Genomic DNA, 19,132 nt, shown 5'->3' on the forward strand with positions numbered 1-19,132 from the left:
AAATAAATAAACAAGAAAATTTTATGACTATTAATAAAGTAAAAAATATGTGATATAATAAATGATAATTTAAAAAATAGGTTTAATAAAAAGAAAGGAAAATATTATGTTTGCAGATATTATTAAAGTATTTATTTTAAGCCTTGTGGAAGGGCTTACAGAATTTATACCTGTCAGCAGTACAGGGCATATGATTATTGTAGATCAGTTTTTGCAACTTTCACAAAATGAGGAGTTTGCCAACGCATTCAAGATAATTATACAGTTAGGGGCGATTTTATCGGTAGTTGTGTATTATTGGAAAAGAATTTTTCCATTTGCAAAAGGGCTTAGCAAGAGTCAAAGAGCAGATATTATTCAAATGTGGATAAAAATAGTAATTGCAGTGCTTCCTGCAGTTGTGCTGGGACTTCTTTTTGATGATATTATTGACAAAGTACTGTTTAATTCGGTAGTTGTGGCAGTAATGTTGGTTATTTATGGAGTTATACTTATTTGGCTTGAATCTAGGAAGAAAAAGGAAGGCGGAATTACTTCAATTACTCAGATGTCAGTAAAAACTGCGATTGGAGTAGGGCTGTTTCAGTGTCTTGCGATGATTCCTGGAACTTCGAGATCGGCTGCTACAATTATTGGTGGAGTTTTGCTTGGATTAAATAGAGTTTTAGCAACGGAATTTTCATTTTTTCTTGCGATTCCGACAATGCTTGGGGCGACACTTTTAAAACTAGTGAAACTTGGTACAGCTTTAAGTGGATATGAATGGTTTTTAATTGCATTAGGTTTTGTGCTGTCATTTGTATTTGCATATGCTGTGATAAAAGTATTTATGAATTACATTAAAAAGCATGATTTCAAGATATTTGGATATTATCGGATTGTTCTTGGGATAGTTGTGCTGTTATTATACTTTATGGGAGCTATAAAATAGATGATAAGAGCGAATATTGAGATTAATCAGAATAAACTTGAGGAATTTATACGTGTGCTTTTACCTGAGCATTATGATATTCTTTCGGAAAATAGTGAAAATGATGTGGAAATTAGTGTTAATTTTAGAAAAAATCAAAATGTGGAAAACTTTGACAATAATTGTGGAAAACTAAAAGATTCAGAAAGTGATAACACAGAAAGAATTACTGTAAATACAGTATTAATTGATAATAAAAATAGAAAAATTTTAAAAGAAGTAACATTTTCACATAAGAAAGTCAATGAAGAATATTTTGATCAGGCAGAAGTTATGGCAAAAAGTTCCTTGATGAAACTTTTTGATAAAAAAAATGAATATAAATGGGGTATTTTAATAGGAGTACGTCCTACAAAGATTGTAGGGCGTTTTTTAAAGATGGGGTTATCTTATAATGAAATTAACGAAATATTGGAAAAAATATATCTTGTAAGCAATGAAAAAAGAAATCTTCTGCTAGACATTGTAAAACGTCAAGAGCCATATCTGGACAAAGAAACAATCGGAATTTATATCGGAATTGCCTTTTGCCCTACAAAATGCTCATACTGTTCATTCCCAGCCTATCTGCTACGTGGGAAATATGCAGAGCGATATGATGAATACATAGAGTCAATTTACCACGAAATCCGTGAAATCGGACAATTAACGCAGGAACTTGATTTAAAAATCAACACAATTTATATTGGTGGAGGAACACCTTCAATCTTAACGGCAGAAGAAATTGACAAATTGCTAGAAACTGTAAAAGAAAACTATAATTTGAATTATTTAAAGGAATTTACATTTGAAGCAGGAAGAATTGATACGCTGGATGAAGAAAAATTAGCTATTATCAAAAACTATGGAATAAATAAAATTAGTATAAATCCGCAGTCTTTTAATGAAAAAACTTTAAAACTTGTAAATCGTTATCACGACAGGGAACAGTTTGATAATGTTTACAAACTTGCTAAAAATTATGGATTGGAAATAAATATGGACTTGATTTTAGGCTTGCCACGTGAAACTACAGAAGATATTTTGTATACAATGGAAGAAATTTCCAAATACGATATGGAAAATCTGACAATTCATAATCTAGCAATAAAAAATGCAAGTCGTCTTAACAAAGAAAATTATATTCATGAAGACATATTAGATTATGAAAAAATTTACGAAAAAATCGAAAATGTAACTAAAAATAAAGAGCTTTTTCCATATTATATGTATCGCCAGAAAAATAGCTTTCAATGGGGAGAAAATCTAGGATATTCACTAAATGGAAGCGAGTCGATTTATAATATAGAAATGATTGAGGAAAATAAGACAATTATTGGAATTGGAGCTGGAGCTATTACGAAACTTATCTGGTTTGATGAAGAAAAAAATCGAGATAATATAAAAAGGCTCGTAAATCCTAAAGATCCGCTGGTGTGGATGAATGAGCTGGAAGATCGGCTGGAACAGAAAAAATCTGAAATTAAGACATTGTTTAGCAAATAATGCTAATAAGGAGATAGCTACGAAAGTTTTTCTCCTTTTTTTCTTCAAAATAAAAATTGGAAAAATAAAAAACAGAGAATGAACTGCTCCCTGTTTCTAATATTTTTAAATTATAAGTTGTATTTTTTCTTAAATTTATCAACTCTTCCAGTTTCATCAACAAATTTAGATTTTCCAGTGTAGAATGGATGAGAAGTTGAACTTGTTGCAACTTTTATTACTGGATATTCCTGTCCTTCAAAAGTTGTTGTTTCTTTAGAAGTTTTTGTAGATTTTCCTAAGAATTTTTCTCCGTTGCTTGTATCTTCAAACACTATGAATCCGTATGATGGATGTAAATCTTTCTTCATGATATTTATGCTCCTTTCTATTTATAACTATAATTATTTTCAATATTTCATATAATAATATCATATTTTTCTTTAATTTTCAAGTGTCTTGGATTGGAATTTTTAACAGCCACTTTTTTATTCATAAATATTTTTCATTTTATAAAAAAATCTTCTTTTTTTATGATTCTCTGATTACTGCTTCCTCTAAACTTTAAATTAGGATCATACAGTTCTTTCACAAATCGCCCATCCACCAAAACATCGACATGCTCAAGACATTTTCTCCGAAGTTCGTCTTCTAGCACTTGCTCCAGCGTATAGCCAGTATAAAGCCAAATATTTTTTTTCGTTTTTTCCTTCAAAAATTTCAGCACTTTTAACATATCCACTGGATTAAAAAGTGGATCTCCTCCACTTATTGTGATGCCATCAAGTAATGTATTTTCATTTATTTCTTTGGCAATTTCTTCTAATTTTTCATAAGTTAGGAGATTCCCGTGCTTTGGATTCCACGAATATTCGTTGTGGCAACCAGGACAGGCGTGGGAACAGCCAGCAAAATAAAGTGAATAACGAAGTCCAACACCGTCAACAATCGTCTCTTTATAAGTCATTAAGAGTCTTAATGTAAAATCATTTTTCAAATTTTTTTCTGATGCCTTAACTTTGACTTTGCCCACTTTATTTTACCTCTTTCTCACAAATCTCAAAATTATCCTATCTTACTCCGTGTTTTACCCTGTCGTGCTCTTCAGCTTGCTTTGCACTGTTCCAGCTATCTAAATCTCCTGTGAGATACCCTGTTATTCTTCTGATTCTGGAAATATTATGGCTTTTGCAAATTGGACATTCATCATAAATTATCGCTTCGGTTCCGCAATCTCTACATCTGTCAACAGGGTGGTTTATCGATCCGTAGCCAATTCCTGTATCTTTCATTACTTTTACAATTTTTAGCATAACACCCATATTTTTACGAGCTTCCCCGTCCAGTTCCACATAAGTAATATGCCCACCTTTTGTTAATTTATGAAACGGTGCCTCTTTCCTTATTTTATCAAAAAGACTGATTTCTTTTTTTACGTCAATATGGAATGAATTTACGTAATAATCCCTGTCCGTGACATTTTTGATTACTCCAAAATCATTTTTATCAATACGTAAAAATCTTCCCGCCAGACTTTCTGCTGGAGTTGCTAAAATCGAATAGTTCAAATTATACTTGTCCCTAAACTCATCTGCAACTGTTCCCATTTTTTCAATCGTGTTGTAAAGCACTTTATAGGCAATTTCGCTTGTTCCGTGTTCTGCATCAAATAAAGCATACATTGCGTTTGCTCCACCTACAAATCCTATCGAAAGTGAACCTGAGTTTATCGCTTCTGCCACTTCCTCGTTCCCGTCTTTTAGACCAAGTCCCTTCCACAGATTGTTGCTTCTCATAAATGGAAATTGTTTTGCCAAAGCTGTTTTTTGGAAATTATAACGCTCGTAAAGCTGTTCTCCTGCAAGATAAGTCAGTTCCAATACTCTTTTTTGGAATTCCTTTGTCAGTAATTCTATTTTTTTATTATTTTTTTCTTCCTCATTTGCAAATTTTTTAGCTTTTTCCATTTCCGCAATTTCATTTTCTACATTTTTTCTTGTTAAAATGGCAACTCTAGGAAAATTTATGCTCGTAAATGATAAATTTCCACGTCCAAGACTGCTCTTTTCACCATTTATGTTTTCAAAGACACGTGTACGGCAACCCATTGTTGCAATTTCATATTTATATTTTTCAGGATCGTCTATTCTCCATTTTTCATGTTTATTAAATTCTGAATCTAGAAATACAAAGTTCGGAAACAGTCTTCTGCTGGAAGTTTCACAGGACAACAGCAATAAATCAAAATTTGGCGCTTCAAACTTTATTTTTTTATCTTCCAGTTCATTTTCATAAGAAATTTTTTGATTTTTTACACTTTCCAGTGCCACATCAAAATCACTTTGAGCTAAATTATAATCATTTTCAGTGTAATTAAGTCCTTCCTTCACTTTAAAAATCTGTATTGGGAAAATTGGAGTTTCATTTTTTCCAAGCCCGCTAGATGTCGCCTTTAACAGTTCACGAATTACCATTCGCCCTTCTTCTGAAGTGTCTGTTCCATAATTTATAGAAGAAAATACGACTTGATTCCCTCCACGTGAGTGCATTGTATTTAGATTGTGTAAAAATCCTTCCATTGCCTGATAAGTTTCATTTTTAGTATCTTCATACGCTTCCACCAGTAATTTTATCAAATCATTTTTATTTATTTCAAAATATTCTTCAAGCAATTTTATTTCATTTTCATTACATTTAATTGATGAAATATTTTTTAGCAGAAATTCTTTTGCATTATTTTCAAATTCTTTTGTAATTTCTACTCCATTTCTAATTTCAGCAAAACTCAAGATTCTTCTTTTTAAGTGTCGTCTAAATGATTTTAACACACCTTTTGCCATGTAAAAATCAAATGCGGGTATTGCCTGTCCGCCATGCTGCTCGTTCTGGTTTGTCTGAAAAATAATTGTAGCAAGAGTGGCATAAGTAGAAATGCTCTGTGCTTCCCGAATATATCCATGCTTAGTATAAAACCCCTTTTCAAACATATCTGCCAAGTCATACTGCAAACAAGTCGTAGTCTTACTGGAATAAAAATCCAAATCGTGAATATGAATAAAGCCTTTTTCATGAGCTTCCTTGAATTTTGGAGATACCAAATTTTCCAAAGCATAGATCTTTGACACTTCACTTGCAAACTTCATCATTTGTCCAGCTGGAGTCATTGAAGACATATTGGCATTCTCATTACATGTGTCATTGCTCTCAACATTCACTATCCCTGCTATTATATTTTTCAAATTTTCTGTCAATTGTGGTTGCATTTCTATTCCTCCCTCATTTTCTGTACCCAGTTTCCTATCTCTAAAAATTTACAAGCCATCAATTCCCAGTCCCCTTCTCATTATCAATAATTCAAACGTATTTTTAACAAAAAACACTATATATAGTTTCGATAACATAATGATAACACAATATTTTGTGTTTTTCAAGTTTCATAAAAAATATATATAATTCCATAATTAGCCATTTTTATAAATTATTTTCGTTTTCACTCCCCTTGTTTTGGATAAAAAAAATTTATTTATTTTCCTTTAATCATATATTGCATAGATTATTTATTCCCTCTTCAATTTAAAATTTATTTATTTTGAAAAATAAAAAAAATGATTTTATTGACTTTTGATATTACAAGTGTTACAATATTGTATATAAATAAAAATATGGAGGTTTTCTTATGAAACAGAATGCACTAATTAACAGCATTGTTAAAATTGAAACAAAAGAAAAGGAAATTTTGAGAAATATTCTTTTAGTATTTGGTGGAACTGTGTTTTTATCTATACTGGCACAAATCTTAATTCCATTAAAACCTGTACCAATTACTCTTGGATCATTTGCAGTTACATTAATAGGACTGTTATACGGTAGAAAATTAGCAACAGCAACTATTCTTTCATATGTAGCAGCTGGTACAGTGGGGATTCCTGTTTTTGCCAACTTTAAAACAGGTGTACTATTTTCACCAAGTGGCGGATATGTTTTCGGATATATTGTTGCTGCAATATTTCTAGGATATTTGGCTGACAAGGGGTTTACAAAATCTTATGCAAAAACAATTTTAGCATTAATAATTGCCAATGTAATTATTTATGCATTAGGAATATTGCAATTATCGTTATTTGTACCTAACAAAGACGTATTTAAATTAGGGGTTTATCCTTTCTTAATAGGAGATACTCTAAAAATGTTGGTAGTTGCCTCTTTAGTTCCAACATTATGGAAATTTGTTCCTAAAAATGATAAACAATAAAATTTTAAATACTATAAATTCCCATTTTTATAAAAAATTTAGATGGGAATTTTTTTATGTAACTAAGGTTACGCTGTAATTCTAAAAAAATATTATACAATATGAGCGGAGAAAAATTAATTTGAATTGATTTAGAAGAGTTGTATATAAAACAGTTTATTATAACAGCTTCTGTCAAACCTTTCAAACAAAGTACATTTTTTAATATTCAGATAAAAATTCTAATATTATTAAATGTACTTTTTATTTTTATGTTCAAATTAATTTTAATTAGCGTGATATTAAAGCTTCTGGGTGCATTGTCTAAAAAAATTATTAAAGAAGTCTTGACAATCAAGGTGTTTAGTGGTAACATTATAACGTTATTAGGTTAGCCTAATTTATAAATTAGGTCAAACTAAAAAAGGAAGGAGTTGGGATGAGCAGAAGTATAGAAGATTATTTAAAAGGAATATACACTTTGAAAAAAAAGAAGGAATATTCTAATAAAAAACTTGCAGAATATTTAAATATATCTCCAGCTTCAGTCAGCGAAATGATAAAAAAGCTGGTAAATGATGATTATTTAACTATTGACAAAAAAACAGTAAAACTTACTGAAAAGGGGAATAAATTTGCACTTGATATTATACGTAAACATAGGGTTTGGGAAGTTTTTTTATTTGAAAGGCTAGGATATGATAAAGAGGAAGTACATAAGGAAGCAGAAATTTTGGAGCATGTAACAAGCAATAAGTTACTTCAAAAACTGGAAAAATTCTTATTTTACCCTAAAGAATGTCCACATGGCAGTCCAATTTTCTATGATGTAAAAAACTTCAATGAAGAAAATATTATAAAATTGTCTGAAGCTGAGGAAGATGACGAAGTTGTTATATTAAGTGTCGAAGATAATATCGAATTATATGATTATCTACGAGATTTGAATATAAATTTAAAGGAAGAATATATTGTCGACAAAAAGGATCCGTTTGATGGGCCAATATATTTAAAAAGTAAAGCAGATCATGAAAAAGCAGTAGCTTTTAATGCAGCAACTATGATTAAAGTTTACAAAAAAAATGAAGACACGGAGGAAATAGATTATGAGTAAAAATAATATACTTAGAAAATTAAATTTAGTAATTGCAGTATGTGTGGCAATGATGCTACTAATATCTTGTGGGAAAAGTGGGGCTTCGTCAGATAAAAAAATAAAAGTTACCACAACAACGACAATGCTTACTGACCTTGTAAAAACAATTGGTGGAGATAAAGTCGAAGTTACAGGACTTATGGGAGAAGGAGTAGATCCGCATTTATACAGTGCCAGTGCAGGAGATATTGAAAAACTTGGAAATGCTGACATTATAGTCTATGGTGGATTACATTTGGAAGGTAAAATGACAGAAATTTTTGAAAAATTAACTTCTCAAAACAAAAATATATTAAATGTTGGAGAGAAACTGGATAAAAGTAAAATTCATCTAGTTGACCAAAATACTCCTGATCCGCATGTATGGTTCAATACAGAATTATGGGAAAAGGAAGCTGAGGCAGTAGAAGCTGAATTAAGTAAATTTGATCCTAAAAATAGTGAATATTACAAAGAAAACCTAAAAAAATATAAAGCTGAACTAAATGAACTTACAACTTATGTAAAAACAAGAATTAAGGAAATTCCTGAAAAAAGCAGAGTTCTTGTAACAGCTCACGATGCATTTAACTACTTTGGAGAACAATTTGGACTAGAAGTAAAAGCAATACAAGGTGTTTCTACAGATTCTGAAACTGGTACAAAAAATATAAGCGACTTAGCTAATTTCATTGTTCAAAGAAATATAAAAGCAATATTTGTAGAATCTTCTGTTCCGAAAAAAAGTATAGAAGCACTTCAGGAAGCAGTAAAAGCTAAAGGAAAAGAAGTTAAAATAGGTGGAGAATTGTACTCAGACTCATTAGGAGATGAAGCACACAACTCTGAAACTTATATTAAAACAGTTAAAGCAAACGCCGATACCATTGTAAATGCTTTAAAATAAAGATAGTAATTATTTTTTACTGACAAGGTTGTAAAGAATCGAATTTTATTTCTAAGGATTCAAATTAAATTTTTTTTTGAGTTCTATAAAAAAATTTTTGTTAATGAAGATTTTTTCTATATTTTTCATGTTTTTTCTTTTTTAAACGTAAAGGGGATCAGTCGCCATCCCCTTTACAATCCTGGCTCGTCTAAGTATTTTTTGATTTAATTACAATAATTAATTTAATAAAAATAAATATTAAGCAAAATTTGTTAAAGAAAAAAGAACTGTTTAAGCTAAATTAAAAATGTCGTGATTTTTTGGAAATAAAATTGATTGTTTGAGCGAAGTCTCACGTAGCGAGTTTCAATTTTGTTTTCAAAAAATGCTTAGACAAGCGGGGATGCAAGGGTATGGCGATTGATACCCTTGCTATAATTAAAGAAATAACATAAAAAATTAAAGGAAAATATTTATTAACAACGATTTATTTTATAAAAAGACAAAATTAGACATTAAATAAAAATAAATTTGCACAAAAGAATAGTTTTACAATTTAGGAAAAGGAGGAAAGATGAATCAAAATGTTTCTGATGATATTATTATAAAAGTTGAAGATTTGACGATAGCTTATGAAGATAAACCTGTTTTATGGGATATTGAACTTGGGATAAAAAAAGGCATTCTTATGGCTATTGTTGGACCGAATGGTGCGGGGAAATCGACTTTGATTAAGGCTATGCTTGATTTGATAAAGCCTATTACTGGAGAAGTTAGGTTTTATGATGAAAAATATAGCAAAGTACGTGATAAAATAGCGTATGTGCCTCAAAGAGGTAGTGTTGACTGGGATTTTCCTACTACTGTGTTTGATGTTGTGGAAATGGGGCGTTACGGGAAAGTTGGATGGTTAAAGAAAGTTAGAAAAATTGATAAGGAAAAGACTAAGGAAGCTATTCACAAAGTGGAAATGGATGAGTTTTCAGACAGGCAGATAAGCCAGTTGTCTGGTGGACAGCAACAAAGGGTATTTTTGGCAAGAGCCTTAGTGCAGGATGCAGAAATATACTTTATGGATGAGCCTTTTCAAGGTGTTGACAGCAAAACTGAAAAATCTATTGTAAATATTCTAAAAAAATTACGGAATGAGAAAAAGACTGTAATCGTTGTTCATCATGATTTACAAACGGTAAAAGATTATTTTGACTATGTGACGTTTATAAATGTTTCTGTTATAGCTTCCGGCCCTGTAGAGGAAATTTTTACTCCTGAAAATATTGAAAAAACATATAAAAGTAAAAAATTAACTCAAGATAATAAAAATTATCTTGAAATCGAAAAGGAGGATTAAAATGAATATATTAAATCTTCTTGTTTCTGATCATACTTTTAGGACAGTTGCACTTGGCTGTTCATTACTTGGAATGGTTTCTGGAATACTTGGATGTTTTGCCGTTTTACGAAAGCAAAGTTTATTGGGAGATGCAGTTTCTCATGCTTCACTTCCCGGAGTTTGTTTGGCTTTTTTATTTACAAACGTGAAAAATACAGAAGTTTTGCTGTTGGGTGCTTTGATAACAGGAATTGTATGTATTGGATTGATTCAACTAATTCAAAATTATACAAAAATAAAATTTGATAGTGCTTTGGCATTGATTTTATCGGTATTTTTTGGATTAGGGTTAGTTTTGCTTTCTTATTTGAATAAATTGCCGGGTGCAAATAAATCGGGATTAAATAAATTTATTTTTGGACAAGCATCGACATTTATTAAAAGAGATGTAAATATTATTCTCATTACAGGGATTGTTCTTCTAATTATAATTATTCTTTTCTGGAAGGAATTTAAAATTGTTTCATTTGACTCTGATTTTGCTAAAACATTGGGATTTCCAAGCAAGAAAATCGAAATATTAATTTCCATATTGATTGTAACTACTGTAATAATAGGTATTCAGGCGGCAGGAGTAATATTAATAAGTGCAATGCTTATTTCTCCAGCAGTTGCGGCACGGCAATGGACAGACAAACTTTCAATTATGGTAATTTTGGCAGCTTTTTTTGGTGGAATATCAGGTTTGCTTGGAACTTTGATAAGTATAAGTGAAAGCAATTTGCCAACTGGACCTGTTATCGTTATAATTATAAGTATAATCGTAGTTATCAGTATTCTTTTTTCAAATAAAAGAGGTATTGTATTTAAAATTATAAGAAATCAGAAAAGAAAAAAAGAATTTAAAGAAAAACTTGAAAAGAAAAAAACTGAATTAAGTAGTTTAAAAATAAATAATCTGGAAAGGGGGAAATAAGTTATGGGTTTTTCATTGGAAATACAGCTTATCGCAATAATGGTTGCAAGTGCCTGCTCAATCTTGGGAACATTTCTAGTTTTAAAAAGTATGGCGATGGTTTCAGATGCGATAACGCATACTATTTTGCTTGGAATTGTAGTTGCATTTTTTGCAGTTCATGATTTGAATTCCCCGTTGTTAATAGTAGGTGCAGGAATAGTTGGCGTTTTAACAGTTTACCTTGTGGAACTTCTTAATTCAACAAGGCTTGTTAAGGAAGATTCTGCAATTGGGGTGGTGTTTCCATTGTTATTCAGTATTGCTGTAATTTTAATCTCAAAGTATGCTGGAAATGTACATTTGGATGTTGATTCAGTATTATTGGGAGAATTGGCATTTGCTCCATTTAATAGGGTAGAAATATTTGGTTTTAGTGTTGCTAAAGGGCTCGTTACGACTTTTGTAATATTTTTAATAAACTTATCTTTTGTCGTTATTTTTTTCAAGGAATTAAAAATTTCGGTATTTGATAAAGCTCTTGCAATAACTCTTGGAATGAAGCCAATATTAATTCATTACATTCTAATGTCACTTGTGTCGATGACGGCAGTAGCATCATTTGAGGCAGTAGGTTCAATATTGGTAGTTGCATTTATGATTGGTCCTCCAATTACAGCGTATTTATTAACAGATAAGCTAAAAGTAATGATAGGATTGAGTATTATTCTGGGAGCTGTGGCAAGTATTATTGGATTTCATTTTGCAAGATTTTTTGATATTTCAATTGCAGGAAGTATAGCAGTTGCAATTGGTATAATTTTCCTTTTAACATTGATATTTTCTCCAAAGAAAGGATTAATTTTCACAATAAGTCGAAAAAAATCTCAAAAAATGGCATTTTCTGTCAGAATTTTGCTAATCCATTTATCAAACCACGTAAATACAAAACAGGAAAAAGATGAATGCGGAATTGACACTATTGACAATCATTTACGTTGGAATAAAGGATTTTTGAATAAAGTTATTGGAAAAGCTAAAAAGGAAAAGTACATTTATGTTGATGGCACAGTTTATAAACTTTCTGAAAAGGGAGAAAAATATTTACAGTTAAATAATAAATAATAATTAATTGTCAGTCTTTGTATTAAGGCTGATTTTTTTATTTAGAAGCATACAAAGGATTGGCTTTCCTGACTTTATCGCCATAAATTTGCTTTAATACAAAAAAAGCATTTTTAACATCCTCTGGAATATCAATGTGAGCTGTATAGCCAGCTCCTTTAGGCCCATATCCATTTTCATCATCTGTAAGCCTCGCAATTTCACCCATTAGCAAAGTTATGTATCTGTCAATGTCCCACATTCCAAATATGTAGTTTTCAAAGCATAGTTTTTCATCTTTAACACAAACTTTGGCTGAATAGGTTGCAAAATTAATAATTTTTATATTTTCTGAAAGGTATTTTTTTTAAATTGCTTCCATTCGCAGCTGCATTGTGGCATCTTGGGAAATTATTATATTTTTAAAAGTTATATTTTTTTCTTTTAGTAATTTTAGTAAATTTGTAATGTTCTTTCCACAGTTTGTGGAGTGAATCTCGAGAAAATCAAGTTGTAAATTATACTTGTGTTTTAAATAATTTCTAAAAATTTCAGCTTCAGAAATTTCGGATAAAATGGAATTTTTATCAGAATCTGGATATAATTTATAAAACTGTTCTTCCAATGAGGCTGTTGTATGTCCTCTTCCTCCAACAATAACATATTTTTTAGCAACATCATTTTTCATAGCATTTCCCAAAATATCCCCCCCAGCCAAAATAGAACCGCCAAAAAGCACCATCACATCCGCTTTTTCAACTCCATATTTTTTCATCAGTTCAAAAGCCGTTAATTCATCAATATCTCTCTTTCCACAAAAATTTCCTAATACATTGATACAATTTGCAATTTCATATTCGCTAATTTTCTTATCCATTACAATTTTACCCTGCCTTTTCATCAGTTTATTTCTATCAGATTTTTTAACTTTTCTTTTGCCTCTTCTACAATATATAACTTATTCCCATTTTTGATAACTTCTTCATATAATTTTCTTGCTTCTTCCATCTCGCCTGCTTTTGACTTATAGTTTGCCAATAAATGCTTAATTACCAAAACCTGACGTTTAACACTTAGCTTTTTTAATGTTTCTGATAAAATTTCTATCATTTTTGTGCTATCATTTTCATAAAATAAAATTCCATTTAAAAATTCAATCATAGCATTTGTTTCATCAAGTCCTTTTTTAGTTTTAAATTTCTCCATCATTTTTAAAACTTTTTCTTTGTAAATCACTATTGCCTCTTCTTTTCTTTCGAGTCCATGCAATAACAGCGCTTCATTATAATAATACAGGATTTTATCTTGTTCCCTGAATAATGATTTTTTAGATAAATCTATATCCTTTAAATTTTGATACGCTTCTTCTACTTTTCCTAGTGAAGAATATCCCGCACAAAGATTCAGTTTCATATAATTTCTATATCGCTTATTTTTATTTCTGTCGTATTCATTTTGGGTAATTTCTATAAATTTTTCAGGATCAAGTTCGTTATCTAAAATATTTATATATTTTTTATAATAATACATAAGCAATTTTTTATCTAATCTCAATACTTGAATCAATATTAATATGGTAATTAAAATATAACTATAAACAGTGTATTGGAAATATAATAAAAAAACAAATATAATTAATAATACAAATGTTATAAAAGAAATGTTTATTAATATAAGTTTTCTTCTTATTGTCATTTTTCTCCTTTTCCAAAAAATCGGAACCAAACTTATAACTTTTAAATCAACTCTGTCTTTATTTTAAGAAAGATTCCGATTTTTTATTTTTCATTTTTTAGTAATTATTTTTTCTCAGAAAACATAAAATCAAATTCATAATTCATATCTGTCATTTTCCCATCTTTTATTTCTTCATAAATACTTTGTAATGAAATTTTGTAACTTATATTTCCTGCTGTTCCAATATATTCAAAGTCTTTTTGAGGAACTTTGTATTCTTCATCTTGACTTCCTATATTTTCGAGTTTCAAAGTTTTTAATTTTGCTGATACTTGCTTTATTATATCTTCGTAATTAAATTTCGCAAGTTCTGTACCATTTTTAGAACTTATTGTTATTATTTTATTTAGAATGACAACTTTGTATTTATCAGATTCATTTGTCTGAGTAGATGATTCTCCCCAGTCTTTTCGGTAATGAATGACATTATCATAGCCATTTGTTTCCAAAATAGCCGAAATATTTTCATTTGTCTTTAAGTTATATGTAATTACTTTTCTTTCATCATAACTTTCTCTGTCATCATCATCTTCAATACCATAAGAATAATACTCTCTCCAAGAATCTTTAATTCCCAAATCCTTTTCCAAATCATGAGAAGTTTGATAGATTTTTCCAGCAGAATTTTTTAATCCAAGATTTTTAACCGATGAGCTTTGTCTAGTAGATATATAGTCAATCGCTGTATAAAGTTCATTTCCTTGTCTATTAGTCAAGTTTTGTGTAATTTTGGAAACTTTTCCATCTTTTAAAGCTCCATATTTTACAAGCATTCTCTTCAGTCTTTGACTTTGACTGTAAACACTCACTTTTTCTGCACTAAATGGAGTATAAACAGCAATTATTAAACAAATAATCAAACTTACAAAAACTCCTGTCACTTTTGATTTTCTTATGTATAAAATCATGCAGAAAAATAGCCAGAATATGAGAAGAAGCACATAATATCGGTTTTCTGTAATTCCATACTGGTAAATTCTTTGAAAAATTGCAAACAGTGAAGCAAAAATTAAAGGTATAGAAAAATATGGAAAATATTTTTTAAAATTACCTAAAAATTTGTCATTTTTAGCAAGTGGGGTTATCAAAATGATAATAATAAGGCTAAACGCTGTGTACCAAAGGACAAGATGAGAAATTAGCCCCTTTGGTAATTTCATAGATATAACTACAGTTGCAAGATAAACATATAAAATCCCAGTATAAATAATAATTAGCGGAGTAATTACAAATTTTATCAGCATTTTTAAAATATACGGAAAATCATAACTTTCCAAATTATCATTAGGCTTTTTCAACAACGATAAGAAAAGCGATACTCCCAGAACATCAAATACAAACACCCACGAATACATATAAAATCTTAAAACAAAGCCATAAAACATCTCAAACCCAAACAATGCAGTAATTGTCACTAAAATTAATGAAATTCCGATATAAAGCACAGTTGCAAAAATTAATGATACAACAAAATTTACAAACACAGACTGCAAATATTTTTCCTTATTTTCATTTTTTAAAATAGGCACTAAAAGAAAAATTAATATTGAAACAGGTAATAACATCCAAAATCCGATTTCAAAATTATAAACAACAAAACTCAGAACATAAGCTCCAAACCCAATAATAACAGTTAAAACTGTATAAATAGTTCTAATTATCCATTTTTTTCTTTCTTCAAAATATTGTTCCCTAATAACTTCAAACATCGCAGTTAAAAAAATACCAAGCACAAAGCATTTATTTATCTCCATCAAGCTTGAAGAAACAACAGAAAGCTTTTCATAATTAAGATTCTCAAGTTCTGTAGTCAAAACAACTAATCCAAAAACCATTAACGTAAAAACAACCGTCACTCTAAATCTATCAGCCCCTCCCTTAAAATATCCAAATAACTTCTTAAATTTTTCTGTAATTTTTCCCATTAATAAACACCTCTTATCATAATTTTTGATTTTACTATTTAGTTTTTATATTATAATATCATATTTTAGTTAAAAAAAAATGAGAAATTTATTTTAGTTTCTTTTTTCTACTTCAAAAAACTCAGCAAAGTTATTTTCTAAATTTTTTTAGATTTTTTTTAAGTATAAAGGGGATCAATCGCCATCCCCTTTATAATCCTGGCTCGTCTAAGCATTTTTTTGAAATAAAATTGAAACTCGCTTATTAAAAAGTTATTACTAACTCTTAAATTGATTATAACTTAAATGTTTTGAAAAAGCTCAAACAGTCAATTTCATTCCAAAAAAATCACGACAATTTTTAGTATAATTACAAAAGATAATCTTATTAAAATAAATTTCAAGCAAAATTTCGTTAGAAGAAAAATAGCTGTTTGAGCTTTTGGAACAAATTTTAAATTAGATAAGATTGTTTGAATTAAAATTATTTATATTCAAAAGCGAGTTCTATTTTTCTTCTATAAGAAAGTTTTGCGTAAAGCGGGGGTTGTAAGGGCATGGCGACTGATGCCCTTACGTCAAAAAAGATTTAGAATTATAAATAAAAAAATAATAATTAATTAAAATACTCTAAAAAATAAGTGATTAAGAAAATAACTTAATTAAATAGATAAAAATTTTGTTTAATGGTTACAGAATGATAAAATTCAAATTTTAATTTTTTTATCTATTAAATAACAAGTCAATGTGATATAATTTGTCATAAAATATAAGTTATTTTATTTAAGTGGCAGATTTGGGGGAAATTTCAATTATAATATAATCAAAAGGGGGATTATTATGAAAATAAAATATGTCATCATTTTTGTAATGCTGTTAATTGCGGGAAATTTTTTAAGACTTTTAATCGAGGAGAAAAATATTCCTGAAATTGAAATTAGTAAGGAAAAAAATTATAAAAAGGAAAAGGCTAAAAAAGATACAGATTTAACAAAAAGTAATGTTAAATTTGATATTAATAATATTGAATACAAGGATTTGCTAAAATTAGGAATTAATAAAAATAAGGCTGAAAAATTTGTAAAATATAGGGATGAAGTTGGTATTATTAAAGATGTTAATGAAGTAAAAAATATTTCAGGATTTGGAAAATCTGGATTGGAAATTGCACAAAAATTTTTGTTTGTGGATAATGAAAAAATTCAGGATTCAACCAAAAATTATGGACGTGAAATTACGAAATATAACATTAACAAGTTAAATGAAAAAGAATTAAAAAAAATAGGATTTACAAATAAGGAAATAAAAAAATTACTTCCTGAAATTGAAAAAAGTAACATAAAATCAAATATCGATTTAGAAAAGATTATTGGAAAAGAGCGTTATGCAGAAATTGAAGATAAAATAAAATTTATGGAATAAAAATAAAGTTACTGAATTTGAAATAAACAATCTGCCACTTATTAAATAATCTAATTTATATTAATTTTATTTGAACAACTTTCAAAATAACAGCTTTTTCATTTAATTGCTTAGATTAATTTTCAGCTTTAAAACAGGCTCTGAAAAAAAACAGCATAAATTTAAAAAATAAGAAAGGAGTTTGATTATTTTTCTTAAAAAATAAAATGAAAAAATGAGTTTATTATCAGATATTGCAGTACCAATCGCAAAATTGGTGAATATGAAAAAATATAAAGAGAAGGATTTTCTAAATCCACGAAGAGATACAGATTTTTTGAATAAAAAGAATTTTGACAAAACGCTTATTCTTGAGGAACAGTTTATTGATGAATACCAAGTTTTGACAGTTTTTTCAGAAGAAAGCTATAATAAGCATGTTGTTTTCCTACATGGCGGGGCTTACGTAATGCGTGCGGTCAAGGCTCACAAAAATATTATTGAAAAATTAGTCAAGAATTTTCATTTAAAAGTTACGTTTATCGACTACCCGCTTGCTCCTGAGAACACTGTTGACAAAGCACATAAAGTAGTAATGGATGCTTATAGACAAATAACCAGCAAATACAAAAATGATGAATTTTATCTGTTTGGCGATTCTTCTGGCGGAGGCTTGGCACTTGCATTTTTACAGCTATTGAAAAATAAGGAAGATTTGCCATTTCCAAAGAAAACTGCATTAATGTCACCTTGGGTCGATGTTTCAATGACAAATGAAGAAATACCTGAATTTGCAGAAAAAGATCCTCTCTTGCCACTGAATGGGCTTGTTATAACAGGAAAACAGTTTGCAGGAGAACTGGATGTGAAAAATCCTATGATTTCGCCAATTTATGGAAATATGGATAATCTTGGAGAAATTTTTCTAATTTTCGGAACAAATGAAATTTTATATCCTGATTGCTTAAAATTAAGTGATTTGATGGAAGTTGCAATCGGAACAAGTGTAGAAATAAAAATTGGAGAAAATTTGTGCCACGACTGGATTTTGGCACCTCTCAAGGAATCAGAAGAAACTATTGATGAAATCGGAAATTTTTTTCTGAAATAAAATAAAAAATAATAAAACGAGGAATTTTAATTATGCCTGAAAAAAAACAAAAAAAGAATATAGAAAACAATGAAATTAGTAAAAAAATTGATAAGGAAAAGCACGAAGAAATTCTTAAAATTTATAAAGAAATAAAAAAAGGTATCGGAAAAGCTATAGAAGGCTATAAAAAGGCTTGGAAAGGTACAGAAAAAGAAGTATTTGCAGAAATGGCATTTTGTATTCTGACACCTCAGTCAAAAGCAAAAAATGCTTGGCAAGCCATTACAACTTTGGTGGAAAATGGACTGCTTTACAATGGGAAGCCTGAAGAAATCGTCGATTTCCTAAATATTGTCAGATTTAAGAATAATAAATCACGTTATTTAGTAGAATTGCGGGAACTGATGACAAAAGATGGAAAATTACAGCCAAAAAAAATATTATCAGAAATTGGCGATACTTTTGAAAAAAGAAAATGGATTTTGAAAAATATTAAAGGAATGGGATTAAAAGAGGCAAATCACGTATTACGAAATCTTGGATTTGGAGAAAATATTGCTATTTTAGATAGACACATTCTAAGAAATCTTAAATCACTTAATGTAATTAGTGAAATTCCTAAAACAATAACAGAAAAAAAATACTATGAAATTGAGAAAAAAATGCGAGAATATTCTAATTTTTCAAAAATAAAAATGGATGAGCTGGACTTAGTTTTATGGTACAAGGAAGCTGGCGAAATTTTTAAATAAAATTTTTAATTCATAGTGAAAATTTCTAAAAAATATGATAGAATACTTTTGAAAATCTATTATAATTACAAATTAAATAATTTGAAAGCTAACTCGCAGTATTTCTATTGCTGGTTTACACTTTAAATTTGAATTTTAAAGTTATAATAATTTTAGTAATTTTC

The 19,132-nt window shown here is 29.1% G+C and carries 18 protein-coding genes; 11 read left to right on the forward strand and 7 right to left on the reverse strand.

The features are described 5' to 3' along the window. Positions 1 to 106 precede the first annotated feature (106 nt). Both FVE77_RS10445 and FVE77_RS10450 read left to right on the forward strand, forming a co-directional pair. Complete coding sequence (locus FVE77_RS10445) at positions 107 to 931, forward strand: undecaprenyl-diphosphate phosphatase (protein WP_026746776.1); 825 nt, start codon at positions 107 to 109, stop codon at positions 929 to 931. Further along, positions 932 to 2,455: a coproporphyrinogen III oxidase gene (locus FVE77_RS10450; RefSeq protein WP_026746775.1), complete on the forward strand. Its 1,524-nt coding sequence runs from the start codon at positions 932 to 934 to the stop codon at positions 2,453 to 2,455. A 110-nt stretch (positions 2,456 to 2,565) separates the two neighbouring features. Here FVE77_RS10450 and FVE77_RS10455 read toward each other — a convergent pair whose 3' ends face one another. The 3 genes from FVE77_RS10455 to FVE77_RS10465 all read right to left on the reverse strand — a co-directional run bounded on the left by FVE77_RS10455 (position 2,566) and on the right by FVE77_RS10465 (position 5,697). Then, a complete protein-coding gene (locus FVE77_RS10455; protein WP_026746774.1) occupies positions 2,566 to 2,805 on the reverse strand; it encodes a type B 50S ribosomal protein L31 in 240 nt (79 codons plus the stop codon). A 134-nt stretch (positions 2,806 to 2,939) separates the two neighbouring features. Further along, entirely contained in the window at positions 2,940 to 3,467 is a 528-nt protein-coding gene (gene nrdG / locus FVE77_RS10460) for an anaerobic ribonucleoside-triphosphate reductase activating protein (RefSeq protein WP_081690344.1), read from the reverse strand. 37 nt (positions 3,468 to 3,504) lie between these two features. Next, positions 3,505 to 5,697 carry an anaerobic ribonucleoside triphosphate reductase gene (locus FVE77_RS10465; RefSeq protein WP_051254518.1) on the reverse strand — a complete coding sequence of 731 codons (2,193 nt, stop codon included), beginning with the start codon at positions 5,695 to 5,697 and terminating at the stop codon, positions 3,505 to 3,507. 413 nt (positions 5,698 to 6,110) lie between these two features. On the opposite strand from FVE77_RS10465, the gene FVE77_RS10470 reads away from it, so the two are divergent. The 6 genes from FVE77_RS10470 to FVE77_RS10495 all read left to right on the forward strand — a co-directional run bounded on the left by FVE77_RS10470 (position 6,111) and on the right by FVE77_RS10495 (position 12,102). Continuing rightward, a complete protein-coding gene (locus FVE77_RS10470) occupies positions 6,111 to 6,686 on the forward strand; it encodes a biotin transporter BioY (protein WP_026746771.1) in 576 nt (191 codons plus the stop codon). A 418-nt stretch (positions 6,687 to 7,104) separates the two neighbouring features. Next, positions 7,105 to 7,779, forward strand: coding sequence for a metal-dependent transcriptional regulator (locus tag FVE77_RS10475; protein WP_006806026.1), 675 nt, complete (start codon positions 7,105 to 7,107; stop codon positions 7,777 to 7,779). Next, entirely contained in the window at positions 7,772 to 8,707 is a 936-nt protein-coding gene (locus tag FVE77_RS10480) for a metal ABC transporter solute-binding protein, Zn/Mn family (RefSeq protein WP_026746770.1), read from the forward strand. Before FVE77_RS10475 ends, FVE77_RS10480 begins: the two co-directional genes overlap by 8 nt. A 556-nt stretch (positions 8,708 to 9,263) precedes the next feature. Further along, a complete protein-coding gene (locus FVE77_RS10485; protein ID WP_026746769.1) occupies positions 9,264 to 10,040 on the forward strand; it encodes a metal ABC transporter ATP-binding protein in 777 nt (258 codons plus the stop codon). A 1-nt stretch (position 10,041) separates the two neighbouring features. Then, positions 10,042 to 10,998 carry a metal ABC transporter permease gene (locus FVE77_RS10490; protein ID WP_026746768.1) on the forward strand — a complete coding sequence of 319 codons (957 nt, stop codon included), beginning with the start codon at positions 10,042 to 10,044 and terminating at the stop codon, positions 10,996 to 10,998. A gap of 3 nt (positions 10,999 to 11,001) precedes the next feature. Further along, a complete protein-coding gene (locus FVE77_RS10495; RefSeq protein WP_026746767.1) occupies positions 11,002 to 12,102 on the forward strand; it encodes a metal ABC transporter permease in 1,101 nt (366 codons plus the stop codon). A gap of 37 nt (positions 12,103 to 12,139) precedes the next feature. On the opposite strand, the gene FVE77_RS12755 is transcribed toward FVE77_RS10495, so the two are convergent. From FVE77_RS12755 to FVE77_RS10510, 4 genes are all read right to left on the reverse strand, one after another. Beyond that, complete coding sequence (locus FVE77_RS12755; protein WP_196794444.1) at positions 12,140 to 12,343, reverse strand: hypothetical protein; 204 nt, start codon at positions 12,341 to 12,343, stop codon at positions 12,140 to 12,142. 105 nt (positions 12,344 to 12,448) lie between these two features. Beyond that, positions 12,449 to 12,982 (reverse strand): hypothetical protein, encoded by a 534-nt coding sequence (locus tag FVE77_RS12760; protein ID WP_197735412.1) that lies wholly within the window; start codon positions 12,980 to 12,982, stop codon positions 12,449 to 12,451. Then, positions 12,982 to 13,611 carry a hypothetical protein gene (locus FVE77_RS10505; RefSeq protein ID WP_026746766.1) on the reverse strand — a complete coding sequence of 210 codons (630 nt, stop codon included), beginning with the start codon at positions 13,609 to 13,611 and terminating at the stop codon, positions 12,982 to 12,984. Before FVE77_RS10505 ends, FVE77_RS12760 begins: the two co-directional genes overlap by 1 nt. A gap of 269 nt (positions 13,612 to 13,880) precedes the next feature. Beyond that, positions 13,881 to 15,743, reverse strand: coding sequence for a DUF4153 domain-containing protein (locus tag FVE77_RS10510; RefSeq protein WP_026746765.1), 1,863 nt, complete (start codon positions 15,741 to 15,743; stop codon positions 13,881 to 13,883). A gap of 819 nt (positions 15,744 to 16,562) precedes the next feature. Here FVE77_RS10510 and FVE77_RS10515 point away from each other — a divergent pair. The 3 genes from FVE77_RS10515 (at position 16,563) to FVE77_RS10525 (ending at position 18,968) form a co-directional block, all read left to right on the forward strand. Further along, positions 16,563 to 17,144, forward strand: a complete 582-nt coding sequence (locus FVE77_RS10515; protein WP_026746764.1) for a helix-hairpin-helix domain-containing protein — start codon at positions 16,563 to 16,565, stop codon at positions 17,142 to 17,144. Between the two features lie 214 nt (positions 17,145 to 17,358). Beyond that, on the forward strand, positions 17,359 to 18,234 hold the full coding sequence (locus FVE77_RS10520) for an alpha/beta hydrolase fold domain-containing protein (RefSeq protein WP_026746763.1): 876 nt from the start codon (positions 17,359 to 17,361) through the stop codon (positions 18,232 to 18,234). A 32-nt stretch (positions 18,235 to 18,266) separates the two neighbouring features. Further along, positions 18,267 to 18,968: an N-glycosylase/DNA lyase gene (locus tag FVE77_RS10525; RefSeq protein ID WP_081690343.1), complete on the forward strand. Its 702-nt coding sequence runs from the start codon at positions 18,267 to 18,269 to the stop codon at positions 18,966 to 18,968. Positions 18,969 to 19,132 lie beyond the last annotated feature (164 nt).

This window comes from Leptotrichia hofstadii, assembly GCF_007990525.1.
Taxonomy (GTDB): domain Bacteria; phylum Fusobacteriota; class Fusobacteriia; order Fusobacteriales; family Leptotrichiaceae; genus Leptotrichia; species Leptotrichia hofstadii.